The 26,457-nt window shown below is 56.9% G+C and carries 20 protein-coding genes and 1 pseudogene; 6 read left to right on the top strand and 15 right to left on the bottom strand.

Annotated elements, in window-relative coordinates; translation table 11 throughout:
- The first annotated feature begins 87 nt into the window (after window positions 1–87).
- Window positions 88–396 (top strand): hypothetical protein, encoded by a 309-nt coding sequence (locus ACR0NJ_RS19830; protein ID WP_480818817.1) that lies wholly within the window; start codon window positions 88–90, stop codon window positions 394–396.
- A gap of 65 nt (window positions 397–461) precedes the next feature.
- Here the strand turns inward: ACR0NJ_RS19830 and ACR0NJ_RS19825 are convergent.
- A pseudogene (locus tag ACR0NJ_RS19825) lies at window positions 462–664 on the bottom strand (IS6 family transposase); the annotation flags it as partial.
- Window positions 665–1,277: 613 nt separating this feature from the next.
- Between ACR0NJ_RS19825 and secD the strand changes: the two are divergent.
- Both secD and ACR0NJ_RS19815 read left to right on the top strand, forming a co-directional pair.
- Window positions 1,278–3,851, top strand: a complete 2,574-nt coding sequence (secD, locus tag ACR0NJ_RS19820) for a protein translocase subunit SecD (RefSeq protein WP_480818816.1) — start codon at window positions 1,278–1,280, stop codon at window positions 3,849–3,851.
- 498 nt (window positions 3,852–4,349) lie between these two features.
- Window positions 4,350–4,877, top strand: coding sequence for a DUF805 domain-containing protein (locus tag ACR0NJ_RS19815; protein ID WP_480818815.1), 528 nt, complete (start codon window positions 4,350–4,352; stop codon window positions 4,875–4,877).
- A 59-nt stretch (window positions 4,878–4,936) separates the two neighbouring features.
- Here ACR0NJ_RS19815 and ACR0NJ_RS19810 read toward each other — a convergent pair whose 3' ends face one another.
- Window positions 4,937–5,488: a DUF2799 domain-containing protein gene (locus ACR0NJ_RS19810; RefSeq protein WP_480818814.1), complete on the bottom strand. Its 552-nt coding sequence runs from the start codon at window positions 5,486–5,488 to the stop codon at window positions 4,937–4,939.
- A 406-nt stretch (window positions 5,489–5,894) separates the two neighbouring features.
- On the opposite strand from ACR0NJ_RS19810, the gene ACR0NJ_RS19805 reads away from it, so the two are divergent.
- Both ACR0NJ_RS19805 and ACR0NJ_RS19800 read left to right on the top strand, forming a co-directional pair.
- Entirely contained in the window at window positions 5,895–7,913 is a 2,019-nt protein-coding gene (locus ACR0NJ_RS19805) for a S9 family peptidase (RefSeq protein ID WP_480818813.1), read from the top strand.
- Between the two features lie 502 nt (window positions 7,914–8,415).
- Entirely contained in the window at window positions 8,416–9,822 is a 1,407-nt protein-coding gene (locus ACR0NJ_RS19800) for an SLC13 family permease (protein ID WP_480818812.1), read from the top strand.
- A gap of 636 nt (window positions 9,823–10,458) precedes the next feature.
- Here the strand turns inward: ACR0NJ_RS19800 and ACR0NJ_RS19795 are convergent.
- From ACR0NJ_RS19795 to ACR0NJ_RS19740, 12 genes are all read right to left on the bottom strand, one after another.
- Window positions 10,459–12,240 carry a thiamine pyrophosphate-binding protein gene (locus ACR0NJ_RS19795; protein WP_480818811.1) on the bottom strand — a complete coding sequence of 594 codons (1,782 nt, stop codon included), beginning with the start codon at window positions 12,238–12,240 and terminating at the stop codon, window positions 10,459–10,461.
- Complete coding sequence (locus ACR0NJ_RS19790; RefSeq protein ID WP_480818810.1) at window positions 12,240–13,649, bottom strand: aldehyde dehydrogenase family protein; 1,410 nt, start codon at window positions 13,647–13,649, stop codon at window positions 12,240–12,242. The genes ACR0NJ_RS19795 and ACR0NJ_RS19790 overlap by 1 nt, the downstream gene beginning before the upstream one ends.
- Window positions 13,630–14,544, bottom strand: coding sequence for a sugar phosphate isomerase/epimerase family protein (locus ACR0NJ_RS19785; protein ID WP_480818809.1), 915 nt, complete (start codon window positions 14,542–14,544; stop codon window positions 13,630–13,632). Before ACR0NJ_RS19785 ends, ACR0NJ_RS19790 begins: the two co-directional genes overlap by 20 nt.
- A gap of 154 nt (window positions 14,545–14,698) precedes the next feature.
- Window positions 14,699–15,889, bottom strand: a complete 1,191-nt coding sequence (locus ACR0NJ_RS19780) for a Gfo/Idh/MocA family protein (protein WP_480818808.1) — start codon at window positions 15,887–15,889, stop codon at window positions 14,699–14,701.
- Window positions 15,882–16,556 (bottom strand): hypothetical protein, encoded by a 675-nt coding sequence (locus tag ACR0NJ_RS19775; RefSeq protein ID WP_480818807.1) that lies wholly within the window; start codon window positions 16,554–16,556, stop codon window positions 15,882–15,884. The genes ACR0NJ_RS19780 and ACR0NJ_RS19775 overlap by 8 nt, the downstream gene beginning before the upstream one ends.
- Window positions 16,546–17,733 carry a Gfo/Idh/MocA family protein gene (locus tag ACR0NJ_RS19770; RefSeq protein WP_480818806.1) on the bottom strand — a complete coding sequence of 396 codons (1,188 nt, stop codon included), beginning with the start codon at window positions 17,731–17,733 and terminating at the stop codon, window positions 16,546–16,548. Before ACR0NJ_RS19770 ends, ACR0NJ_RS19775 begins: the two co-directional genes overlap by 11 nt.
- A complete protein-coding gene (locus tag ACR0NJ_RS19765; RefSeq protein WP_480818833.1) occupies window positions 17,723–18,538 on the bottom strand; it encodes a citryl-CoA lyase in 816 nt (271 codons plus the stop codon). Before ACR0NJ_RS19765 ends, ACR0NJ_RS19770 begins: the two co-directional genes overlap by 11 nt.
- 8 nt (window positions 18,539–18,546) lie before the next feature.
- Complete coding sequence (locus tag ACR0NJ_RS19760) at window positions 18,547–20,439, bottom strand: bifunctional sugar phosphate isomerase/epimerase/4-hydroxyphenylpyruvate dioxygenase family protein (RefSeq protein ID WP_480818805.1); 1,893 nt, start codon at window positions 20,437–20,439, stop codon at window positions 18,547–18,549.
- Window positions 20,439–21,734: a TRAP transporter large permease gene (locus ACR0NJ_RS19755; RefSeq protein ID WP_170328647.1), complete on the bottom strand. Its 1,296-nt coding sequence runs from the start codon at window positions 21,732–21,734 to the stop codon at window positions 20,439–20,441. The genes ACR0NJ_RS19760 and ACR0NJ_RS19755 overlap by 1 nt, the downstream gene beginning before the upstream one ends.
- Window positions 21,731–22,306, bottom strand: coding sequence for a TRAP transporter small permease (locus ACR0NJ_RS19750; protein ID WP_480818804.1), 576 nt, complete (start codon window positions 22,304–22,306; stop codon window positions 21,731–21,733). The genes ACR0NJ_RS19755 and ACR0NJ_RS19750 overlap by 4 nt, the downstream gene beginning before the upstream one ends.
- Window positions 22,307–22,336: 30 nt before the next feature.
- Window positions 22,337–23,347, bottom strand: coding sequence for a TRAP transporter substrate-binding protein DctP (gene dctP, locus ACR0NJ_RS19745; protein ID WP_170429695.1), 1,011 nt, complete (start codon window positions 23,345–23,347; stop codon window positions 22,337–22,339).
- A 92-nt stretch (window positions 23,348–23,439) separates the two neighbouring features.
- Window positions 23,440–24,741, bottom strand: coding sequence for a Gfo/Idh/MocA family protein (locus ACR0NJ_RS19740; protein ID WP_480818803.1), 1,302 nt, complete (start codon window positions 24,739–24,741; stop codon window positions 23,440–23,442).
- Here ACR0NJ_RS19740 and ACR0NJ_RS19735 point away from each other — a divergent pair.
- On the top strand, window positions 24,740–25,393 hold the full coding sequence (locus tag ACR0NJ_RS19735; RefSeq protein ID WP_480818802.1) for a GntR family transcriptional regulator: 654 nt from the start codon (window positions 24,740–24,742) through the stop codon (window positions 25,391–25,393). The genes ACR0NJ_RS19740 and ACR0NJ_RS19735 overlap by 2 nt on opposite strands.
- A gap of 310 nt (window positions 25,394–25,703) precedes the next feature.
- On the opposite strand, the gene terL is transcribed toward ACR0NJ_RS19735, so the two are convergent.
- A partial coding sequence (gene terL / locus ACR0NJ_RS19730) for a phage terminase large subunit (protein ID WP_480818801.1) occupies window positions 25,704–26,457 on the bottom strand: 754 nt, incomplete at its 5' end.

Here is a 26,457-nt window from a genome sequence, read left to right as displayed (position 1 = left end):
GGTTTCTGCGACTGTCCTGCGCCCTGAGCCGGGTCGATAGTGAAACACTGCACAAGGCACCAAAAGCACAGATAGTGACTACGCCGGATGGCTTTGGGCACTAGCGTGTCCATCCCGAACCGGTCTGCCGGTGTCGCTCTCGGCATACTCGGTAAGTTGGGTTTCAGCGGTACTTTGGTTACGACCCGCGTGGCCGTTGTCGATTTCACGCCACTCGACATTACCTGCGCCCGGATCGTCATGGCGGGCGGTCTGGGTGCTGCGTTCCTGTTTCTGACAGATCAGCGTGCCCCACCGGAGCGCCGTTTTCTTCTGCCGATCCTTACTATGGGGTTGGGGCTGGCTGTCGGCTATACAATCGTTGGAAGCGAGTGGCTGAACGCCATTGGTGTGTGAGAAGCTACGAACAGGGCATCATCGCCGAGATAATGATGGGATTGAGCTCGGAGTTGCTTGACTCTCCTTTGTCTAGTCCCGGAGGCAAACATCGGGCCAAAGCGGTTCCACCAATAGCGAAGGGTTTCGTGGCTCACCTCAATTCCCGTTTGTGCAATAACTCTTCCACTTGTCGAAGCGACAATGGGAACCGAAAATACAGCATGACTGCCAGACGAATGACCTCGGGACTGGTTTTGATGTACTTGAAGGGCGATCGTTTAATCATCCGCAAAGGCTACGAGAACACCCTGCTCGCCTCAAGCCAAGTTCTTCTGACAAGGCCCTCTTAAGCTTAATAAGGACGAGCCCGCTAGATTGAAAACTCGGGCGTGGGAACCCAACTATCGACGATGAGGAACCGCGCCCAACTTCCATTTGCCATGATCAGGACCGCTTTGGTTCTGGTCTTTATGGTCGTCGGGGCATTTGGCGAGACACTGCGACAATATCAGATGCCGACCGTTTCGAGGGTCGAACATCTGCAAACGACTACCAATCACCTCGCAAGGGCAATCATCACGAATCAGACCAAGGTACAGCGGGCGGAACCAACTGCCGCAATCGGTGGCGCCGTGTTGGAAGACACCGTGTGGCTCTTGCCTCAGCCTCGGACAATGCCGGAGCGGCACACTTGGCATCTGGCTTCACCCCGTGCGCCTCCTTCTTTGCGGCAAGGCCTTGCCGACGCGTATCGTTCGCGCGCACCCCCGTTTGACATGATCTGACAGCCCGCCTGACCGCGCCGTTTTTCGGCGCGTGTCGGCGTTTGCCTTTCCAGAACAACAAAATGGAACCGGTGAAAGCGCGGGCTGTACGCCCGGCTTCGCCACAGTGAGATCATGGAACGACCAACACTCCTGAAACGCATTGGCGTTTGGGGCATTTGCCTGCTGTGCATCTGGCTGGCCCTGCCCAACGTATTCTATCAGCGCGTTGACGCGCGTAACTCAATACCCGAGCATAGTACCGAGGGAAGCTGGCCGGGTTGGCTGCCATCGGGTCTGATCAATCTGGGTCTTGATCTGCGCGGCGGCGCTCATCTGCTGGCCGAAGTGGACGTGCCGGGCGCAATCGACCAGCGCCTTGCCGGATTGTGGCCGGTTCTGCGAGATGCCCTGCGGGACCAGGGGATACAAGTCAGACAGGTTCAGGCCCCCTCGGGTGTGCTGCGCATCGCTATATCCCCTGCGGAAGCATCGGATCAGGCGCTTGAGATTGCGCAGGGGCTGGCCACCATTGTCGTGGACAGCAAAGGCTTGGCGGCACCCGATCTGGACGTGTCGTCCAAAGACCGTTTCCTTGACCTGCGGTATTCCGCAACGGATCAAGCGGCGCTGACCAATCAGCTTGTGAACCAAAGCCTCGAAACCGTGCGCCAGAGGATCGACGAGGCCGGAACGCGCGAGCCAACGATCCTGCGCCAGGGCGAGGATCGTATTTTGATCCAGGTGCCCGGGTTTGAAGATGCCGAGGCGCTCAAGACGCTGGTCGGCACCACCGCCCAGCTTTCTTTCCATGCTGTCGTGCCGGGCAGCGGCGGGGCTTATGGTGACACCCTAACCCTGCCCTTGGCCGGAACGCCCGAGGTCGCCTACCCACTTGACCCAAGGCCAATTGTGTCGGGCGAACATCTGACGGACGCGCAGCCGAGCTTTGACGAAAACGGGCGTCCTGCGGTTTCGTTCCGATTTGATCCCGCCGGAGCGCGCGCGTTCGGCGATTTTACCGCCGCCAATATCGGCAACCCCTTTGCCATCGTGCTGGATGGCGAAGTGCTATCTGCGCCGATCATCCAGTCGCATATATCCGGTGGCAGCGGCATCATCACCGGGCAGTTCACTGTCGAGGACAGCACCGATCTGGCCACCTTGCTTAGATCCGGCTCTTTGCCTGCCGAGCTGACCTTCCTCGAAGAAAAGACGGTTGGGCCCGAGCTTGGCAGCGACAGTATCGCGGCAGGGCTAAAGGCGGCGGTGATCGGATTGATCGCGGTTTGCGCGCTTATGGTGGCCAGCTATGGCAGGCTGGGCCTTGTGGCGGTGGCCGCGCTGGCGATGAACATGGTCATCCTCGCGGCCGTGCTGACATTTGTGGGCGCGACCCTCACCCTGCCGGGCGTTGCCGGTATCGTGCTAACGCTGGGTATGGCGGTGGACGCAAATGTACTGATCTTCGAACGCATTCGCGAGGAACTGCGCAACGAACGCAACCTGTGGAGCGCCGTCGGGAAAGGTTTTGACAAAGCGTTTTCGTCGATCCTCGACGCAAACCTGACCGGATTACTGACAGCCGCGCTGATGTTCTGGCTGGGCGCAGGGCCGGTGCGCGGCTTTGCCCTTACGCTTGGGCTGGGCATCCTGACCTCGATGTTTACGGCCTTGGTGATCACCAAACTCATCCTGCAAAACTGGCTGGAATGGCGACACCCAAAGCGGCTACCGATGACGGGGCTGTTCAGATTTCTTGGGCGGCGACCGGCGTTTGATTTCTTTCGCTGGCAATGCGCGACATTCGGAGCGTCAGCCGCGACCGTGATCTCGGCGGTTCTGATCATTGCGACGCTTGGCTTGAACCTTGGGATCGATTTCACCGGAGGAACCAGCCTGCGGGTCGAAACGCCCAATGTCCTGCTGCTGGACGAGTACCGGGCGGCGCTCGGTAACCTGAACCTCGCCGATGTGGCCGTGTCCGAGATTTTTGGCGTTGGCAACGCTGATATGAATGCCGCCAGCATTCGTCTTGCCGCCATAAATGACGGCGGGGCGGCACTGTCCTCGGACCAGATGCAACAGGTGCGCGATGCGCTGTGGCAGGTCGACCCCGGCCTCAGCTTTACGGCCAGCGAAAGTATTGGTGGAAAGGTCTCGCCCGAACTGGTCCGGGCAGCGCTTTTGGCAATCGGGGGCGGTGTGCTGTCCATCCTCGGCTATGTCTGGATGCGGTTCGAGTGGCAGTTCGCGGTGGGTGCTGTCGTCGCTCTTGCACATGACGTGCTGCTGACGCTGGCATTGTTTGCGATTTTGGGGCTGAAGATCGATCTGGCCTTTGTCGCCGCGTTGCTGACGATCTTGGGCTATTCGATCAACGACACGGTGGTCGTCTTTGACCGGGTCCGCGAGAATCTGAAACGTCATATCGGCATGCCGCTGCGCGAGGTGCTGAACCTGTCGGCGAACCAGACGCTGACGCGCACGGTCCTGACGTCGGTCACCACGTTGGCGGCCGTGCTTTCGCTGCTGGTGTTCGGAGGGGACGTGATCCGCGGGTTCGCGCTGGCGATCGCCTTTGGCGTCGTCGTGGGCACCTATTCCTCGATCTTCGTGGCCAAAAACATAGTCCTCTTTCTTGGGGTCGACCGACGACCGGTCAAGCAGCGGCGGCCCAAGGGGCAATTCGATCACATCGAAGCATAGCGCCATATGCCCTGCCCGGTCCGCAGGCACGGTCGGGCAGGATCATCCTTCTCAAATCAATCTTGAAAGCCGGTTTTTCCATGCGCCATCACCCCCGTTTCACTGCAAAATCCCACCCCGTATGGTCAGGCGCAGCCCGCGCCCATCCCCGGTGGTTCCGGCACACGTGCGGACACCCGCGAGACCAGTTGAAAGGCACAGAACATCCCAGACTGTCTGCGCCGGGAACCGAACATCCACGCTTGTTGACTGAACATCCTCACCCACGTTTCGCACATGATCGCGAAAACGCCCAGCCCGATGAGAACCAACATGTTGCGCCCCTCGGGCCCGTCACGCCGAAGATAACGAGCCGGAATGCGAAGACACTAGGTGATGGAACAGAGGTCCCAAAGTCGGCTTTGCCCACATGGTGCTTAGCTAAAAAATCTTTAACTTGCTTCCCGGTCGAACCTGACACTTTTTCCCGGAAGCAAAACTGAATTGCGAGGCTGAAAGATGACTGCATTTACAAACGCGGTGACGACCTGTATCCGAAAATACGTGACATTCTCCGGTCGTGCACGCCGTCCGGAATATTGGTGGTTTGCTCTGTTCGTTCTGTTGGTCAGCATCCTGTTTTCCATCCTGGACGGCGTATTTTTTGGCAAGGGCACTGAAACAGGCATTGGCAGTCAGCCGATTTCCACCCTGTTCTCACTACTGATCTTCTTGCCGGTAATGGCAGCAGGATGGCGGCGATTACACGACACAGGCCGTCCAGGTTGGTATCTTTTGCTGCCAATGGGAACCGCATTGTTCATAACGCTTGGGCTGGTGCTAGGGATATTGGCCTTCGGAGCATCGGTAAACTCAGCCGGCGATACAGGCAGCCCAGACGCGTCAGTTGCGATTTTGGGGCTGGGCGGGCTCTTCTTTGCGTTCGTTGTCCAACTGGTGCTTGGAATTCTCATGGTCTGGTGGCTCAGCCGTCCGACGCAAGGGGACGAAAACCGCTACGGTCCGGTGCCGCCGCCCTTTACCTGATGCGCAGCGCCCGGGGGAAACCCCCGGACTGCTACCGGATCGCACCAGAACCAAAGCGGTCACAGAACCGAATAATCGATCCGTTCCAGTTCCAGCGTGCTTATCCGGGTCTTGATCTGCTCTTGCTGTCTCAGCAATTCCTGACGCTCGCGCCGTTGTTCTTTGTTCTGCGGCGTGCCCAGGAAAAACAGCTTAGTGTCAATGTCGCTTGACTGCGTGCGCAGGCTGCTGATCTCGCGCCCGATCGCGTGGTATTTTCGGCCCTTGGCATTGGCGCGGTTCAGGTCTGTAACTGCGGATGCGGGGCAGACATTCGACAGCTCGGACCCGCTGCGCCCGACCTCATAGGCGTTCTGAGGTGAGCAGTATTCCCGCAACCCGCGCTCTCTGCCGGACCGCCAGGCGGTCAGGTCCGGCGTGATGCCGACCTTGGCGCAAGCTTCTTGGTGACGTGCAAAATAGCCCTCGGACCGACCGGCTTTGCCGTCGGAATAGCCAATTCCCGCCCAATCGCCGCCTGCACATTGTTCAGGTGAAACCGAGTCAATCGGGGTGCAGAATGACAGTCCGAAACTCAGAAACAGGAATGCGATGATTGCCCGAACCTTCATACTTGATCCTTTCCTTTGCACGGCTTCAAAACCGCATGCTAAGCCGCAACTCGGCGCTTTGCGAGCGATAGTCTGATGCCAGATCAGCCTTGTATTGTGCCCTTACGCTTAGCGAACCGTCGTTAAAGACCTCGACACCCGCACCTATGCGGCCAATGACATCGGAGGCGTCCAGACGGGTTGTGAAGCCATCGACACCGGCAGATCCCGCGATGTGGATAGAAGCAAGTATCTGTTGCTCATAAATAAGACTCGGACAAATATACCGTTCCGAATAGTATTTTGGATTTTGTTAAATGCAACTGTTTGGTGGCCGCGCATCCAAAACAACGCGCGATGCTGGTTTGCGCGGCAGCAGACCCATCGAACTGTCGCTTATCCGCCGTGAAACCCCATGGAGATCGCAATGGCATTATTCCGACTGACACGCGTGCTGGCTTTTGCAGTCGGTGCTACCCTATGGTCCGTGTTGACCGCCGAGGCCCAGCATCACTGGACGCCCGAGCAAAGCCTGAAGGTCAAGCGTTTGTCGGACCTGTCTTTTTCACCGGACGGCCAGCATCTGCTTTACGGGATAAACAGTGTTTCGCTGCCGGATGACGCGTATTTGACCGAGTTCGTCATCTCTGATCTGTCGGGCCAGGACATCCGGACGCTGTTATCGGCGTCGCCCCATATCTCGAGCGCGCAATGGTCGCCGGATGGCGGGTATGTTGCCTATCTTTCATCAGAGTCGGGTACGAACAACATCTGGATAGTGCCGACAGGAGGCAGCAACGGCCAACCTGTCACCGACCAAAAGACCGATATTCAAAGTTTCAAATGGTCCCCCGATGGCGGATCGATCGCTTTTGTGATGGCCGATCCGACCTATGTTGTACCACCGCTGGATGATGCGGATGACTATGTCAAAAACCATCTGTGGCTGACGCGGCTTTGGGAAGATGGAGAAGGCACCGCGCCCGTGAACCTGACACAAAAGGCCGCGTTTTCGGTCAGCGCATGGGGCGGGAACTGGGCCTACGACTGGGCCCCAGACAGCTCGGCGCTGGTGTTTGCCCATCAGGAACGCCCCGGGCTGGACTATTGGACAAAAGCGCAGCTTTCGGTCGTGGACACCACCAGCCACAAGATTACACCAATCGCCACGGATAATGACAACTGGAAATATTTCCCGCGCTACGCGCCCGATGGCAAGTGGATCGCCTTTATAAACGCCCCCGGCGCATTCATGTGGTCCTTTCTGTGGGACATCAAACTGTGGCCCACGGACGGTGCCAAGGTGGTCGAACTACCTGCCTCGAAAAACCGGCTGCCCTTCATATGGCAATGGGCGCAGGATGCCCAGGGCATTTATTACATCGAAAACGACCGGGTCAGCTATTCCTTCTATCGGATGCCGGTGGATGGTGCCGGTTTCACCAAAGTGTTCGGCGCGCCCGAGGATATCGCGGTACCGGGGCTGAACACCTATCTGACTTCGTCTTATGTGGATGTCAGCCCGGACAACGACAAAGTCGCCTTTATCGGCCAAACCTCGGCCACACCGCCCGAGATCTACCTGAGCGACATTCGGACCTTCGCCCCTCAAAAGATCAGCGGCGTTAATGATGACTCTCTGTCAATCCCGCTGGGCAAGACCGAGCTTGTGCAATGGACCTCGCTGGATGGCACCGAGGTTGAGGGCGTTTTGAGCTATCCCGAGACCTATCAACCCGGCCAGACCTATCCCCTTGTGGTGCAACTCCATGGCGGGCCGAACGGGGCCGATTTCAATGAATACCTGCCGCTGATCAAGTTCTTTGCAACGCCCGCCTATACTGCGCGGGGCTATTTCGTGCTGCGTGTGAACTATCGCGGCACTTTGGGATATGGCCGCACATTCCGCGAGGATCTGATTGGCCATTTCGGCGGGCCCGATTATCAGGACGTCATGAGCGGCGTCGATCACGTCATCAACGCAGGGCTTGCCGACCCCGAGCAGCTTTTCGTCATGGGGCAAAGCAACGGCGGGACCCTGACCAGCTGGATCGTGACCCAGACCGACCGGTTCAAGTCAGCCTGCCCCATCGCGGGTGAGACTGACTATATCAGCCTCGAAGGCACAAACGGGTATTTTCAGACCAGTTGGTATCTTGGCGGCAGCTTCATCGACAATCTGCAGATGTTCCTCGACCGCTCACCGATCTTTCACGTCAAAAGTGTCACCACCCCGATCCTGATTCAGGGCGGGCTGTTGGATGACAACGTGCCTTTCACCCAGTTGCAGGAATTCTACCGCGCGCTGAAACGCGTAGGTGCGAATGCGCATCTGGTCGGCTATCGCGGCGCGGATCACGACAGCTATAGCCCCCGGCTCTATTTGGACCTGCTGCGATCCTGCCTGGACTGGACCGAGAAACATCGAGCCCGCATCGCCAGATAGCACCGGCTCATCCCTGCGAGAGGAGATCATAAACCGCCGGTGACCATAGGCCCTTTATTCCAACAGTGCCGCAAGACGTATTAGAAAAACGCCAAACCAGGGACCGAAAGACAGAGGTTCGATACTGCGGTATGGTGCAGATCAGGTTCCTACTCTGACCTGTGAGCCACTGCCGTTGCTTCGCAACATCTCACTAGTGACGCGCGAAGATGTCTGGACTGCAATATGGCGCCCAAAGTTGAAAACACTGCTCGAAACAAGCCTATCCGGATTGGAAAACGCAAAACCTTGAAACGCTTAAGCGATTTAACCTGTCACCACAAAGCCCGAACAAGAAACTTGTAGATGACATAACCCAGATGTTTGCCCTAGTCTGAAGAAATGCGCGGTCTTGAGTACGGCGCAGGAACATCGTCGGTGATTTGTTGCGCCGAAGGTTGGTATTATGCAGGAGCTTCAAGTCCAGTCAGCCCGTTCCCGAGGGCGTGTGTTCCTGTGACTATTGTCGGGCCCGATCCTGTTTTTCCTTGTCCGTTCGCTTGATCCACCGTCTGATATGTCCAAGGCGAGTTGGACGTTGCTTGCCTTGCTGGTTTGGATGGTTGCATGGTGGCTCAGTGAGGCCATACCTCTGGCCGCCACTGCGTTGCTACCGGTCGTCGTCATGCCGCTCGATGGAATTGCCGAGATCGGCACGGTCACACAGGCCTATGGCCACCCTCTAATATTCCTGTTTCTGGGTGGCTTCATGCTGGCCATGGCGATTGAGGCCGCCGGCCTTCATCGGCGCAACGCGCTTGCGATTTTTTCAAGGGCAGGCACGGGGCCGCGCAATCTGGCCCTGGGCTTCATGATTGCAACCGCATTCCTGTCGATGTGGATCACCAATACGGCGGCAACGATCATGATGTATGTCGTTGCACAGTCGGTCGTCGATTTCATCAAAAGCAAGGTCGCGACCTCGGATGAGTTGCGCCGCTTTTCCGTTGGCCTGATGCTTGCCGTGGCCTACAGCGCATCCATCGGAGGAATGGCCACATTGATCGGCTCACCCGTCAATGCGTTGCTGGCAACGATCCTGTCCGGTGAGTATGGAATTACGGTCGAGTTCATTGACTGGCTGATAATCGGCCTTCTAATCACCGTGGTTATGTTGATCATTGCCTGGCTTATGCTCAGCTTTGTGCTGTTTCGGTGCGAAAGCTTGGCGGATAACGACCTGGCTGACGCGGGTCGCATTGAACAAGACCGTCTTCCAGCAATGGGGCGGGCTGAAAAAACTGTTGCGGCAGTCTTTGTTCTGGCCGCAACCGGTTGGATCTTCGGGGACCAGATCGCAGAATTCACCGGTTTGCCAGTCACAGATACCGGTGTGGCCCTGATCGCCGCCTTGTTGCTTTTTGCGACCCCGGTGAACGCGGATATGACAGATTTCGCACTGGATTGGAAAACAGCCGTGAAACTGCCCTGGAATGTGCTGATCCTGATCGGAGGCGGGCTGGCCGTGGCGTTGGGATATCAGAGTGCCGGGCTGGCAGACTGGATCGGGGAACAGGTTTCAGCAATAGATATCACGGTTCTTGCAATGGTGTTTCTGGTCATTGCGATGATGGTTTTCTTGATCGAGATCATGTCGAACCCGGCTTCCGCCGCAACAATACTGCCGGTCGTTTCCGCATTTGCCGTCGGTTTCGGCTGGAACCCGCTTTTGCTGGCGGTTCCGGCTGCGCTTGCTGCAAACATGTCTTTCATGATGCCAGTCGCAACGGCGCCAAACGCAATTGTGTTTTCAAATCCGGATATGAAGATCATCGACATGGCACGAACGGGTCTCTGGCTCAACCTGTGCGGCATTGCTCTTTGTACGCTTATGATTCACTTCGTCTACCAGTCTATTTGGGGATGGTAGCCCGGTCGGCAAATCTCGGAAGGCAGTATCCGGCCCATTGCGGACATCCAGCGCACCGCTCGGATGCCGCACCGGCTCCCGCATTGCCGCCATTCGCCGCAGCCGCAAAATCTGGTCTGGTTCGAACTCACAGATCGCGCACTAAGTGACCCTGCGACGTGAGGCGCGACCGTTGGTATTGGAATTTTGTCGAACCAGCCAAATCGCCTAAGTGAGGTTCTCCACAACCAATCCGACACATGCGTGCAGTGATGCCCCACCCAGTATCACCCAGACTGCGAAGAGAAGCGTGACACGGATGAGCGACAATGATACCGACCAAAGAAGGAAATCGAGCTTGACCCAAACGCCCAATTAGAGAAGCGGACCTTTGGCTGCCTGTTGGTGATGCTGCGACTCATCCCGTCGAACCTGCCATCGCTGAGGGAGCGAAAACTTGAACGCTAAGAACTCACATACTTCGGTGTTATCGCAATTTGAAATTATCTCACGTGCTTCGGTGAAAGTAACTCACCAACAAAAAAGTTCAGACACAAAACAACGAAGACTACGCCGCGACGAAGCTGTTGATATTTGCTGGAACAAGGATGAGCATTGACACAATAAACTGGGCGCGTCTGAACGCGCCCAGTTTCGTCAAGTCGCGACGTGAGATACCTCTTTGTCCGGCGAGTATATGTCCAAGATGTTCCAGTGTCCGGTCGTTGGTGTTGGGTTGTTGATCATTGGCACATCGAGCACGGTTGGCTTGCAACTGGCGATTGCCGCTTCCAGTGCGGGCAACAGTTCGTCGGCAGCGCTGAGTCTGTGCCCTTCCGCTCCGTAGGCTCGCGCTATGTCTGCATAACCCGGTCCGTTTGCGGGAACTGCGGCTGATCCAGGGAATGTGGTCCCGTATGTCAGACCGTAATGCGCCTTTTGCAGCCCTGCGATAGTTCCGAAAGCGTTATTATTCATGACTAGCCAGATTATGCCCAGATCAAGTTCGACTGCTGTTGCCAGCATCGACGGATTTTGACCGAATCCTCCATCGCCAACCAAACTTAGTACGACTCGATCAGGTGCTGCCAGTTTCGCGCCGATCGCGCCTGGAGGGCCAAAACCCATCGTCGCGAACCCGCCTGGGGTCAGGATTGAACCCGGCGTCAAAATGTCGAACTGTTGCCCGACACCGTTCTTGTTCCACCCGACGTCCGTGGTGATGATGGCATCCTCAGGCAGTGCCTTGCGGGTATCTGCCAGAATACGCTCGGGCATCATAGGAAAAGCCGACGAGGTCGCCATTTCCACGTTGCGCGCTTTGAAATCCGTCCGGAAGCCAGCGATCTTCTGTTCCAGCGCGGGGCGTTTGAAGCCTTCAGGATACATCTCGTGGGCGCCTCGGTTGAGGACGCGCAACGCGGCCTTTGCGTCAGCAACGACGCCGATCTCGGTGGGATAGTTCCGGCCGATTTCCTGCGGTTCGATGTCGATATGAATGACCTTTGAGCCGGGAATGTTGAACGTATAGCCGGGATACCAGCTGGAACAATCGGCCTCTTTGAACCGGGTGCCTACAGCAAAGATATAGTCGGCATTCAGGCAGGACTGGTTGACCAGCTCGGTGCCCCAGAACCCGGTCATTCCCAGCACGAGCGGATGGTCATCCCGCAGCGCGCCCTTGCCCATCAGGGAATGCGCTACGGGCAGGCCCATATGTTCAACAAACTCGCGCAACTCCTCACTGGCCTGCGCCAACAGGATACCGCCGCCGACATAGGCAACCGGGTTTTCGGCCTTCGCCAGCGCTTCGACAATCTCTCGCGCTGTCTCGTCGTCAATCGATGGTTTCTTGAGCGCGCGCGTGTTATCGCGGATACGATCGAAGCTGTCCGAAGGGATCACCTCGGAGAAGATGTCCATCGGCACATTGACCAGCACCGGCCCGGGTTGACCGCTTTCAGCCAGATGAAACGCCTTTTCCAAGATTTCGGCCATCAGGTCGGCACGATCTACCCGCCAAGCACGTTTGACGAAGGGGCGATAGATCTCCCACTGGGCGGCGTCCGCGTGCAGGTTCACCTCCTGATGCGGATGCTTGCCGTAGTAATGCGTGGGAATGTCACCTGCGATCACGACCATGGGGATACAGTCCAGCGCCGCGTTGGCGACCCCGGTGGCGCAGTTTGTCAAACCTGGGGAGAGGTGAGACAAGACCACCGAGGCCTTGCCCGTCACGCGGGCGTAAGCGTCTGCCGCGTGGCTGGCGATTTGTTCGTGCCGCACCGTGACGAAATCAATTGGGCTTTCGGCCAACGCGGCCAGAACTGCGATGTTTGTATGGCCACAAAGCCCGAACACATGCTTAACGTCACGGCGTTCGAGAAAGTCGACGATATGTTCCGCGACTGTTTTGCCGTCCAGTTTTGCCCCGTCCATCACGCGACCTCCTGCCCGTAGAACTCACCGAACAGGTCCGGCTCCGAGGGGCGATCCTCGGGGATCGGACGGCTGACCCAGGTGTAGTTCATCATATGTTTCATAGTGACGTTTTCATTGGTGATGTTGCCGCCCCAGATGCCGCAGCCCAGGCTGCTGGTCATGGGCATGCCGTTGGTCCAGGCACCTGCGTTGGCCTTCGATTGTGGCTGTCGCACCATCATGCGGCTGACCGGGGCCAAGCGCGCGAGCCGGTCGATATGATCTTCATTGTGGCTGTAGATGCCGCAGGAATGGCCCTTGCCCCCGGTGTCGTAGATTTGGCTGACCGTTTCCAACGCGTCATCGAACGTGTCGAAATGATAAAGCGCCATCAGCGTGGTCAGCTTTTCCTTGGAAAACTTGTACTGCGGGCCGATTTGCCCCTGATTTTCAACCATCAGAAACTTGCGATCTTCGGGGATGCTAAAACCGGCGACTTTGGCCGTTTGCTGCGGCGGGCAGGCGATGGTCGGAAACGTACGGTTTCCCTTTTCATCCCACATGGCCGCCTGGAGCATGGCCTTCTCTTCATCCGTACACAGGTAGCCGCCCTCGGCTTGAAGCGCCTTGACCATATCGTCGTAAACAGAGCGCTGGATGATGATATTTCCATCGGCCGAACAGCCAGACCCAAAGTCGGACGTCTTTGAAATGCGAGTGTTCTGCGCGGCGATGTCCAGGTCGGCGGTTTCATCGATGACGATGGACGAATTGCCCGCGCCAACACCATAGGCTGGGCGCCCAGAACTGTAGGCCGCTTTGACCATCGGCTTGCCACCCGTTGCCAGAGTCAGGTCACAAATCTCCATGAGGTGCTGTGTTAACGGGATCGATGGTTTGCGGATCGACTGGAATAGGTCTTCGGGGGCACCGGCGGCACGGCAGGCTGCGCGCATGACCTTGACCATTTCGAAGGTGGTATGGGCGGTTCGCGGATGGGGGCTGAAGATGACCGCATTCCGGGCGTTTGCGGCGGAAACACCGGTCACCGGTGGTGTCATTGCTGGATTGGTCATCGGGATCAGAGACGCGATCACACCGGCAGGTTTGGCATATTTCACCAGACCTTTTTCCTCATCCACCTCGACGATACCGGTCGAAGGTGTGCGCAAGACATCACGCAGCACCATGTGAATCTTGAAGCGCTTCGCAGGACGCCCTTCGCGATCTCCTATACCGCTTTCGTCCACGCCTTGCTGGGCCAGACGCGTGAAGGTCTTCTCGTTCCCAGCATACCACGCAACTGCCTGAGACAGGCGGTCCAGCCTGTCCTGATCCCAATCCTCGATCTCGGCCATGGCAGCGCGGGCGCGTGCCAGCATATCGGTCGCGAGTTGTCGGTCGTTTTCAGTGAGCTCTTTGCCCATGATGATCCTCTTGGTGTTTTAGAATGGCTGCATCGGGCATACGGCGCTGTGACCGCGCCTCGCCGAAAGTTCGCTTGGCGTGGCTGAGACAGCGACGCGCGTGTTCTTCATATCCCAACTCGGCAACGCGGCTTTGGCTGGGTAATTCAATGGAGTAGTCGACGGGCGGCATCCGTTCGATGATGCCAGTGAAGTCAATCCAGCCTTCGCCGGGATAGAGCCGCGCATCGCGGGCCAGTTGGATCATACCCTCTCGCGTATCGGCGATCCCGGGAAGGCAATCGGAGATATGCAGGAAGTGAAACAACTCCGAGGGGACGTGCAGAAGCTCTCCGAGATCAACGCGACTGAGGTGCAGATAAAGCGTATCGACCAGAATACCGCCGTTAGGCTGATCGGAAGCACGCACGATATCAAGCGCCTCATCCAGAGTGCGCAAGCGGGAAAAGCTTGGGAACTCAAGGTCCACAGATATCCCGTAAGGTGCGGCCAGTTCGCAGGTCTCAGAATAGACGTCGATCAGAAAGTCACGATCATCGCGGGTGTTGGTCCACGCACTCATGATCATACGCTTGGCGCCGAGTTCCCCGCCAATTTCCAACGAGGGCTCAAAGCTACGCGGATCAACATCTTCGGTGATGCGCGCAAGTTCGACATCAAGGACTTTCAAGCCGGTGGTAGATAGTGCAGTTTTGGTGGCTTGCACCTGTGCCTTGTCGATCGGGGATTGGGTGAATTCACCGGGCACATGCATCGGAATGAAGCGGGGGCTGACGGCATCGTAACCGGCCCGCGCGGCGATATAGACCAACTCGGGCGGCGTACAGCCAATCAGCGTCAGATGCGCCAAGGAATAGAGAGAGGGGCTTGCGCCAGCCTCTTCGGGTTTCACCATGAACGACAGCTCCGGGCGTCTGCGAATCTCAATTTCATCATACGTAGTAAAAAATATCTGATATATTATAAAATATCAACTTTTATTGCTTGGAAGGAAATGAAAACGCCCGGGCAACGGCCCGGGCGTGTTTTTCAATCGTGTTGGCAGAGCCTTAGAGAGTGACCCAGTCACCTCCGGACTGGTGAGAGCGCACGGAGGCATCAATGAATCGGACACCGTCTGCGCCTTGACTGACACCGGGATAGGTCAACCAATCGGCCGGAATCGCGACGCTATCCCGGCGCACGGCTACGGCCATGGCAAATTCCGTATAGAGATTCGCCCAGGCTTCGATAATCCCTTCAGGGAAGCCGCGCGCGGTATGTACCAGACGTTCCACACCGGGGCCGATGCCGTGCCCGTGACCGCGGCTGAGGATACGATCCGGTTCACCAAACCGATTGAACTTCAGCTGCTCCGAATTCTCCAAGTCCCACTCGAGACCTCCTTCGCTCCCGAATATCCGCAACCGCAACCCACCCCGGTTTCCCGGGGCAAGGCGTGTTGCCATCAGGGTTCCCGGAACTTCATTTTTGTAACGGGTGAACATGAAAACTGTGTCTTCCAAAGGCTTTGGTGCGCCGCAGACATGAAACTCGGCCCTCAGATCGGTCATCGGCAGGCCCGCGACAAAACTTGCAAGATGCGCGGCATGGGTACCGATATCGCCGACACAACTGGTCGGTCCAGAAATCTTTGGGTCCAGCCGCCATTTGACATGGGGCGCATCTGCCACATCATCGGGCGTCATCCAGTCTTGCAGGAACTCGACATGGATTTGGTTGATCTTACCGATGCCGCCTTCCGCCACAATTTGTTTGGCCTGACGGATTACTGGAAAACACGACATCGCATAGCCGACGGCAAAGACCTGCCCCGTGCGCGCGGTGATCTCTTCGAGCCCCTCGGCCTCCTCGACTTCGTTGGTCAGGGGCTTGTCGCACAGCACGTCAATGCCCGCCTCCAGAAACGCTTTGGCGGCTTCAAAATGAACGTGGTTCGGGGTAGTGACCATGACGGCATCTACGCCATCCGGGCGCGCCGCCTCGGCCTTTGCCATCTCGTCGAAGGACGCATAGCACCTGTCTGCTGGCAAGAACCACTCAGCTCCGCGCACCTTGCTGCGCGCGGCATCTGAACTGAGCGCTCCTGCGACGACCTCCCACCGGTCGGTCATCCGCGCGGCCGTTGCCTGCGTGACAGAGATCCGTCCTCCGCCAACAACGCCCAGCCGCAAACGGCGAGACAACCGGGGGAAAGGTCCGTCAAAGTTCAGGTCTTCGGGTAAAAGTCTCTCAGCCATTCTGAACCTCCATGTCCGGGACCCGTACGCCTTCTGGCAGCATTTCCACCGCCATGAAAATGCTGGGTGTAATCGTCTCGTATTGATGCCAGGGATAGTTGCCTTCAGCGTCATACATCGGCTTGTGCGTCGTGCCGGGGGCCAGGAATTCTTCGAGGTAAAGGGTTTCAACATCCCGCTCACGGCATTGCTGCATTTTGCCAAAGCCTACGATTTGCGTATGCACTTCGCGGAACCCCGGTACCGGGCAGAACGGGTGATCCTTGTGCAATCCGACATTCAGCGGCACCGAGCCGGAATGGTACATGGTCAGCCCAACGTTACCCACAAAGACCTTTGGCGACATGTAGTGGCTGACACCGCGTAAACGCTCCTCTTGGCGAACATCAAAAGCAGATGGCCATGTATCTTTCACCCATGCGAACAGCTCGTTGTCATCGGCATGGGCGTCGAAATCGTGGACAATGACTGCACGTTCCGCGCCGCTAAGCGTGCTGTCTTGCACGATAACAGACGAAAGCGGTTCAACGGCCTGATCCTCGACCGAAAGGTCCCGCTCCCCAAGGTTCAGAACAATGGCGCGACCCTCGACAGATATTCTGTCTTCATCGGTGATGTGCTGGACGCGAAAGAATGGCTGAGCAAAGTCGAGTGTCTCAATCGGCATGAACCAATTCCTTCCTCTCATCGTTAAGGAAATCGACCGACAAAGGCTCCGGAGCCGCGCAACGGCTTTCTATCGTCTGATAGGCGCCAAATTTCGGTGCCCGTTCGATCGCGTCCATGACCTCGAAAACGTGGTAGGCAAGCGCTCCACTTGCACGGGGTTGGCGTCCTTCTTGCGCCGCCAGGGCCAGATCCAAAAGGCCGAGCCCGCGGCTGTCTTCATTGAACCCGTGTTTGTTTTCGACCACCTGCCAGTCTTCGCGACCGGTTGGACGAGGCTGATGAGACCAGCGCGAGGTCTCCCACGATTTCAGCCAGACATCCCCTTGAAAGATATTGGCCCCATGAACAGGGTCAGGGTCAGGGATGCTGATGGTGCCGTTTTCACCGTAGATCTCGAACCGCGGCGCTTCGCTGTCCCAGACGTCGAAGCTCATGGTCATCGACCCTATAGCTCCGGATGAGAACTGAAGCAGGCTTAGGGAGTGCGTGTCGACCTCGACATCCATCCATTCACCATTGCGAGGGCCGTTTTCGATCATCCTTTTGTCGAACGTGCGCCGAGCCATTCCGGCGACTCGGTCAATCGGACCAAGGCAGCAAACCATGGCGGTCAGGTAGTATGGCCCAAGGTCCAGCAAGGGCCCGCCACCCGCCTGATAGTAGAAATCCGGGTTGGGATGGTGGCGCTCCGTCCCGTGGGTACCGACATGGGCAAAAACCCCTGTCGGTTTGCCAATGGCACCCTCGTCGATCAAGCGCCGAACGGTTTGCCAACGACCACCCAGAAATGTGTCGGGTGCGCAACCGACCAGCAATCCCTTTTCAGATGCCATGTGGAGGATCGCCTTACCATCCGTGCGGTTCATGACCAATGGCTTCTCGGAATAGACGTGCTTGCCCGCCGCCAACGCACGCAGGCTGATTTCAGCATGGGCGGCTGGAATTGTCAGATTCAAAACGCAGTCAATTGTCGGATCGTCAAACACTTCATCTGGTGTGTAGGCCTTGGCGATGCCGTATTTTTCCGCCTTCGCGCGGCTTTCCAAAGGATCGAGGCTTGCGCAAGCCACGACCTCGATGTTCGAGAATTTGGATAGTGTTTTTAGATAGATATCGCTGATACGACCACAGCCAATAAGGCCGACCCGGAAGGATTTCGATGTCTCACCTGTCATCATTCCTGTCTTCGTAGAGGGGTAAGTAATTTGGAGGCATCGGCCCTTTGTTCCGACCGCCCTGCCCCATCTGCTCCCAGGCGTGGGCGAGTATTCCGACTGAGCGGGACAGGCAGAACAGCCCTCGCGACAAGGGCGCAGGAAAGCCAAGTTCGCAGAAGATCACAGCTGTCGCGCCGTCGATATTCATGGCAATTGGCCGACCGCCTCTTTGACGACCGAGTTCGGCCTGAACCTCTTCTCCGATATCGGCAAACCGGCCAGAAACTGTGCCTTCTGCCGCCGCATCACGAACAAGTTGCATCAATCGTGGCGCGCGTGGATCGACGGGCTTGTGAAACCTGTGACCAAAGCCCGATACGATCTTGCCGTAGGTCTCGCGCCAGCTGTCCAAGCCCTCCCGAACAGCGTCATTCAGCGAAGCTCCTGCATCCATACGGACTGCGATATCATAGTACAGCTCTGCACACTGCTCTCCTGCCCCGCCGTGCACGTCGCCCAGCATGTTCACCGCAGTCGCCATCGCGTTATTGAGACCTACCCCGCAGGTGGCGGCCATACGCGCAGCCGCGATTGAGGGGGCTTGCGGGCCGTGATCCACGCCTGCGACCAATGCGGCCTCGAACAGGCGCGCTTGAGCGTCGCTGGGCAGATCACCCCGCACCATCAGCCAGATCATCTGTGGGAAAGATACGTTCCCGATCAGGCCCTCTATGGCGTTGCCACGAAAAGCGATCTGTCCGGGCTTCATGTCGATGATGGAGGTACGCCACCATTGGCGAACAGCGCGCTCATCGCTTGTCATCTGTCCGGTCATTGCGTCTGCACCTCTTTCACCGCTTGGGTTTTGCTTTGTGCAGCAAGGCGAATGGGCGCGTTACGCGCACCGTAACCGGCATAGCCCATGCGGCGTTCAACAATTTCGAAAAAGAAGCCGTTAAAGATGGGACGGCTGTATATCTGAAAATACTCAGCACCCGCCGCCCGATCGTAGAGTATGTTACCCCGGTGCAGTTGAGCGACCAAATCGTCATCCAATCCGAATATCGCTTGCAGATCAGCGTAGTAGTTCTCCGGGATGGACAGGCTGGGAAAGCCAGACTTGAGCAACTGGGCTGAAGTTTCAAAAATATCATCCGACTGGAAGGCGATGTGCTGAACACCGGCACCAAAACCGTCTTCAAGGAATGACGCCGCCAGTGTTCGACGCCCAACGGCCCCGTTCAGGTTCAGGCGCACTTCGCCTTCTGGACTTTCGATAGCCTGACTTTGCACGACGCCGGACGGGTCGGCGACGTTCACGATAGGCGACTTCGCCATCTCAAAAGTCGAGATGTAATAGAGCAGCCAGCTTTGCATCTCATCGTGACGCATCGTCTGGGCCAGATGGTCGATGCGGCGCAGACCGGCAGGCTGGGTCGCTTTGGTTTTGGCAACCGGCTCAAACTCGATGTCCCAAACTCGATGCAGATCGGATTTCTCATCGATGAAATGAACGACATTGCCACCGACACCTCGGATGGCTGGGATATCCAACTCTCCGGTCCCCACCGGCTGAGAGAAATCAGGAGCGCCCAGCGCGGTCGCGCGCTGAACCGTCTGATCCGCGTCCTTGACGCGCAATCCCATGTCACAAACCGAGGGACCATGGCCCAGGAACGCCGAATGGGCAAAACCTTCGTTTTCGGTATTTACAACGATGTTTATCGCGCCCTGCCGCCACAGCTCGACGGACTTGCTGACATGCTTTCTTTCCATTCGAAAACACATAGCTGACAGCATATCTGCCAGCTGCGCGCCGCTTGTTTCATCGGCTGTAAATTCGACGAACTCAAAGCCTGACGCATAGACGCGTTCCGGCAGGCCCTGGATGTCAAAACCGGTTCCCGGCTCGGTCCGGGCAACCTCATCTAACAGGTTCACCAGCGACCTGTAGCTGTCTCGGGCCAGTGTTCGGCCGCCGGGTTGAGGAGCTGCTTCGTTGACGCGCGCAATGGACCAAGGCCCCTTGTACCCGGCACGGGACAACACGCGCACGAAGCCAGCAAGGTTCAGCGACCCAAGCCCTGGCAGAAGCCCAAAGTGCCGTTTGAGCCGACGTATATCCATCTCAAGCCGGGGTGCATCGGACAGTTGTACATGGAACAGCCGCTCTCCGGGAATGTCCCGAAGACGGGCGGGTTTGGACCCGTCGGCAAGCGAGAAGAATGAGTTCAAGGCCAGCCCCAAATGAGGGCTGTCGATGGCTTCAACGACGCCTAACGCCTGCTCATCCGAGTGAACAATATCCGACCATGGCAAGCCCATATAGGCCAGACGCAGCCCCATTGCCTTTGCTATCTCGGCCGCCTGGCCAAGATCTGCGATTACCTGTTCTTCGGTTGCAGCGGCATCGACCTCGAACGCAGACCCGATTAGTAGCAGATCGGTACCAAGCTCGCTCATCAGATCGAGTTTGCGCTTCAGCCGATCAAAGGCGCGCGCTCGCCCACCGTCGGACTGGCCTTCGAGGTTATGAAAGGGTTGCAGCAGGCAAATCTTCAGGCCGAGATCTGATGCAATGTTCCGGATCTGCGATGGCGGTCCGTCAAAAGCGGTCAAATCCGGTTCGTGTAATTCGACACCCCCGAATCCCGCGTCAGCGATGGCACTCAGTTTTTCGGCCAGATCACCGGGGATCGACGTTGTCGAAACCGACAGGCACATTATCCCTGATATCCAAACATACGCGGCAACCACAGGACCAGATCCGGCATCAGCATCATTATCACCAAGGCGAAGATGAGAACCGCGAGGAAGGCCCAGATTTCGGAGATGATTTCGCGCAGCGGAATGTCCGTCACGGCGTTGATCACAAAGAGTAGAATGCCATAGGGCGGCGTGATCAAACCGATCATTGAGTTCACGACGACCAGCACTCCGAAATGCACCAGATCAATCCCGAGCGCTTCGCAGGTTGGAATGAACAGGGGCACGATCACCAGGATGATCGTTGTTGCGTCTAACACGCATCCCAGCGCGAGGATCAGCAGGTTTACGAGGATCAGGAATACAATCGGGCTAACATCCGAACCCTCCAGGAGTGCCGAGATCGACTGTGGAATCTGTTCCTGAATGACGATAAAGTTCAGAATGAACGCGCCACCAATGACCACCCCGACGGCTGCGGAAGAACGCGCGCTGTCGACGAACACTTGGTAGAGGCCACGGAAGGTCAGTGCGCGGTAGAACAACGCTGCCAGTAGCAGCGCATAGAATGCAGCAACCGCTGCGGCCTCGGTTGGAGTGGTGACGCCGCCATATATGCCGTAAAGCAGGATTGCGGGCATCAGCAGTGCCGGGAACGCGTTGGCGGTTTTAGCCGGCAGTTCGCGCAGTGGAACAGGTTCTTCCAATGCAAAGTTCCGCTTTCCGGCCAGATAGTAGTTCATCGCCATGAGGACGACGCCCATGATCAGTCCCGGCAGAATACCGGCCAGGAACAAGGACCCAATAGAGGCTTTCGACACCAGCGCATAAAGGACCATCGGGATCGAGGGCGGAATGATCGGGCCAATCGTCGCCGATGCCGCCGTGATTGCGGCTGCGTAGCCTCGGCTGTAACGGCCATCCTTGGTCATCATCTCAATGATGATCTTGCCGATCCCTGCAGCATCCGCGACGGCAGAGCCGGACATACCTGAAAAGATCAGAGACGCTACCACGTTTACGTGCCCGAGGCCGCCCTTGAAACGCCCGACGGCAGCGACGCAGAAGTTCAGCAAGCGGTCGGTGATCGACCCCGCGTTCATGATATTGGCGGCGACGATGAACAAAGGCACGGCAAGCAGGATCGTGCTTTTGTAGAAGCCCTGCAGGATCTTCTCGCCCGCGAGGGCGACGTCCAATCCGGCCGTGCCCAGATACACCAATGAGGCCAAAAGGATGGAATAGCCAATAGGTGTCCCGATGCCTGCCAGAAGAAAGAGAGCGAGCAGGCAGGAAAGAAGTTCAAAACTCATTTGTTTGCTTCCTCGTCGTCTTCACCGTCGACGCGGGGATGATCGTCAACCACGTTGTACCCAACGACCAGTTCCAGCTCGGTTTTAGGTGGGCCATTGCGCAGGATGTCAAAGAACAGCCATCCATACCGCGCGGCCACGACCAGCATGAACACCGCATAAATTGAGAACACGGTGCGCAGCGGTATCTTTTCACCCGAGAACGGATTGCGCACAGTCGAGGTTTTGCGGATTTTCATCCAGTCGATGTAGTCCCACGTCGGTAGGAAACTGTAGAGCATACCGACCACGATCGCTGCGGCCGCCAGCATCGCAAAGACCTGCCGCACGCGCATCGGCACCGAAAGGTAGATGATGTCGAACTTCACGTGATCTCTCTCGCGCACGATGAAGGCGCAGCTAAAAAAGATCACCCAGACCCAGAGGATGCCGATGAGTTCAAGCGTCCAGCCAGCGGGGGTAAAGAAGTACCGCAGAAGAATTTGGAGAAGGAAGATCAGGAAGATTGCCGCCAGCATCCCGCCGGCAATCGCTTCGGTCAGTCGGGAGAACCCCTTCACAAAGGCTTTCATTATGGTTCTCCCTACCTTGTCTTACTGGGCTCAGTTGCCCAGAGCGTTGATCTGATCCAGAACGCCTTCGGGCCATGAACCTGCGAACTCGCTGTCCAGATACATAGACTGTACCTGATCGCGGAACGCCGCGAGATCGGGCTCATAGATCTCCATGCCTTGCTCTTTCAGGAAGCTGACAAGATCTTCTTCTTTCTGAAGCTGCTTCTGGCGACCAGACTCAGCTGCGGCGTCGGCTGCTTCCTGCACCTTGGCCTGCTGTTCCGGCGTCAGCCCGTCCCAAACCTCTTTGCCGATGGCGATATAGTTCAAGTCGACCAAGTGCGATGTCAGGATGATCTGATTGGTCACTTCGTAGAATTTGGCGTCAACGACAGTCGGCAACGGGTTGTCCTGCCCGTCAACGGCACCGGTCGACAGAGCTGTGTAAACCTCAGAGAACGCCATTGGTGTCGGGGCGGCACCCAACGCTTTGCCAAGGAACTGCCACGCATCTGTGCCCGGCATCCGCAGGTTCACACCCTCCAGATCAGCCGGAGTGCTGACGGTCAGTTCATCCTTGGGTTGGCGCAGGTTCACCTGGCGACGACCCAGATACATGACCGACAGCAGTTTGACGCCCAGTTCTTCTTCGGCCTTTTGCTTAAAGGCATCCATCAAGGGATCGTTGAACACTGCAACCTGATGCGCGGCGTCCTGGTGAACATAGCCTGCGGTAAAGATCGAAAACTCGGGGAAGAACTGTGCCAGTTCCTGCGCCGAGGTGATCGACATTTCCAGGTTGCCGCGGCTGATCGCGTCCAACTCTGTGCCCTGCGCAAAAATGGTGCCGTTATAACTGGGCTCATAGCTTGCGAAATCAGCGACCATGGGCGCGAAAACCTCGGCCATGGCGACCGAGCGCTGATCGGTCTCCGATCCTGATGTTGCAAGACGAAGTTGGACTTTGTCTTCCGCCAGCGCACCACTTGTCGCGCTAAACAGAACACCGGTTGCGACCAGGGCTGATACAGCAGCCCGGCGGGTAAGTTTGGTAATCACTTTGCTCCTCCCTGAGACATCATGATGCTTCTTTTTTTGCGATTCAGAGTTTTGACCTATTTTGGACTTTTTGCAAGATGTTTTACAAAATATCAGATATTTTTCATTACCTGTAATCTCTGTTGCTGTGCTTCCTGAAGGTTTCTTATCCTGACGGTCTCGCCAGTTCTGCAAGAATTCTGAATAGCTTCAATAACTTGAAGCGTTCTGAAACCTTCCCATCCAGATACAATCGGCTCTGCTTCGTTCCGAGCTACATCAACAAAGTGCCTAAGCTGATTGACCAGAGGGTCAGACGCACCCTTCTTCAGCGCGGTTGATGAGATTGGCGTCCACCAATCCCTTTGCTCTCTCTGGTAGCTCCACAGGCGAAGATCGGGAACAGACAACGAACCATGAGAACCACCGATCATGTAACTACTCTCGGTGGTCGAAGGATAGATTGGATATTCCTGAGACGTCATCTCCCAGCTCCATGGAGCAACGATGCTGTCGGATACACTTATGGTCCCAATCGCCCTACTTTCAAACGTCAAAAGCGCGCCGGCGACATCTTCGTTGTCGTAACCCCGCTGCGATGAAGCCGACTGAGCCTGAACGGTCACGACTTCTCCGGCCAGGTACCGCAGCAGATCCACATCGTGGACAAGATTGACCGAGATGGGCCCTGCACCGGGTTTCTTTCTCCAAGGCGCAGCATCAAAATACTCGTCTGGCTTATAGAACCAGCAATTCGCATGCACAGCGCGCACATCTCCAATCTTCCCATCGACAATGGCTTCCTTAGCCGACCGGATCAGAGGATTGTGTCGACGATGATGTCCGACCATCAGTGGTACATTGGCCTTCTCCGCTGCTTGGACAAGCTCCAGTGCAGCGGCGGCTTCCACGGCGATCGGTTTTTCGACAAGAACGGGACAGCCATGTCGAACACAGGTTAAGCCTTGATCAACATGAAGCGTGGTCGGGGTCGCAAGAACAGTTCCGTCCGGCGTCTGATTTGCAAACATTTCCTCGAGGGTCTCGTAACATGCGACCCCGTGTTCAACTGCGTACGCACGTCCTTCGACGCTGGTATCAACTACCGCGACAAGATCAACGTGGCGCAAAGCTCGGATAGCGTCTGCGTGGCGGCGTCCAACAAGGCCAATGCCGACAATGGCGATGCGAAAGTTCTGAGACACTTTGCTTCCTTCCGGAGGGTCTGGAAAATCCCGAACCCGATGTTTGCGACCGGGCTGCATTGCCCAACTTGGCCACGACCGTATTTGGGTTTTCACGATTCCGCAATAATGTATGATATTTTTATTTTTACCATACATCAGATTGGATTGCTGATGTCTCTGAAAAATGCTAATTGAACGAGGAAACTGATAATATCGGGTGAAACGCATGGCGAAACAGCCGTCTACGATAGGTGCAAGCACCTATCAGCGCATCAAGCGGGACATCATCTTTGGGGAGCTGCAGCCCGGCTCCAAACTGAAGCTGGACGCCTTGAAGGAACGCTACTCGGCAAGCCTTTCGACACTTCGTGAAACGCTGAACAGGCTCGCCAGCGACGGATTTGTCGAAGCTCCCGAGCAACGGGGTTTCCTGGTCACGCCGGTTTCACGAGAAGACCTGACCGAGATTTCAGAGCTGCGAGTCCTGTTGGAATGCCACGCGTTGGAATTGTCCATTGCGAATGGCGACACGGATTGGGAAGGCAACCTCGTTGCCGCACACCACAAACTGCACCTGATGGAACAGCAGCTTCTCACGGGCGACGAGTCCGAGAAAGAAACCTGGAAACGATATGATTGGGAGTTTCACCAAGCGATGATCGCGGCCTGCAACTCCAAGAACCTTCTGTCTCTGCACTCGATCATCTACGACAAGTATCTGCGGTATCAGATGCTCGTGCTGACCTATCGCGGCGAAGAGGCGGTCAAGGAGCACAAGGGCATGTTCGATGCCGCGCTGGCCAGAGACGCGGGCACTGCCAAGAAACTGTTGGAAGATCACATCCGTAACGGCCTCACCCACACGTTGGAGGCTATGTAAGGCGGCATGCTGATTGCGTGCTTCACCTTCAAGGCTGGGCTGACGATACTTCTTACTGCAGTTCGGTTCAATGGCTGCTTCTTAGGGGCTGATGCAGCGGATATGCCACATTGCCCAAGTCCGTTTCCGTCCTGATCGTCGATCATTACCGACCGGCAGCGTGAGCCAGTCCGAATGTCTGCTCGCTCATCGATATATGGATGGGTTTGCAGATGCAGAGAAGGTCCGGTTTCCGCCGTTCGTGCCCACTGACCAAGGTTCGCCGGGGCGGTTCAAGGCCGACTACCGGCCTCGAACTTTGGTTTATGTTCTACCGCCGTCTGATCCGCTCGTGACGGCGCTCGCGACGTTCGATGTTTATCTGATGATCATGACCTAGCGCCCGATAGAACCCCAATCCCTTGGACCAGTTCAGAAAGTGGGCAAAGCTGTCGACCTGATCGTCATTGCGACCGCGTGGAAAGGACTGCAGTTCCCGTTTGAACGCCGCCAGCCAGGGCGCGTCTGCAGGCAGATACACCTTGCCCTCTTCGACCGGACCGCACGCGGACTGGAACCGGGTTTCCTTGTCCTTGTCAGGTCTGATGCGTTCATAGCGCCGACGGTCATCACGAAATAACTCGTCCAGAAGCGGTTTGCCAGAAGCGGCATCTTCGATCAGAACACGATCCGGATCCCAGCGACCGACAAGCTGCAGTGCTTTGGCTTTCAGGTCTGGGTAGTCCACCTGCCCCCGCCAGACGTCGAGAAGGCACCACGCATTTTCTCGGAACCCCCAGGTCGTACAGACCGAGAAGTCGGACCGGGGATCCGCAGACATCCCCGTATCCCAGCTTTGAACAACCAGTTGGAACCAGCGACGATCTTCGACGGTCTCATAGGTGCCGAACCACTCCCAGCGCAGCGGCGATCCGTCTGGCGCAATCGGGTTCTGCTGATACTGGCAATTGAACACAGCTGCGCCCATTTCACGACGCTTGGTATCCAGCGTGTCCTGATCCAAACGGGACGGGCACAGGAGATCACCCGGTTTGCGGCGCATGACCCTTCCGCGCCCAAGTGGA

The organism is Ruegeria sp. F11, from assembly GCF_056533855.1.
This window is presented reverse-complemented; position numbering and strand designations above follow the sequence as displayed.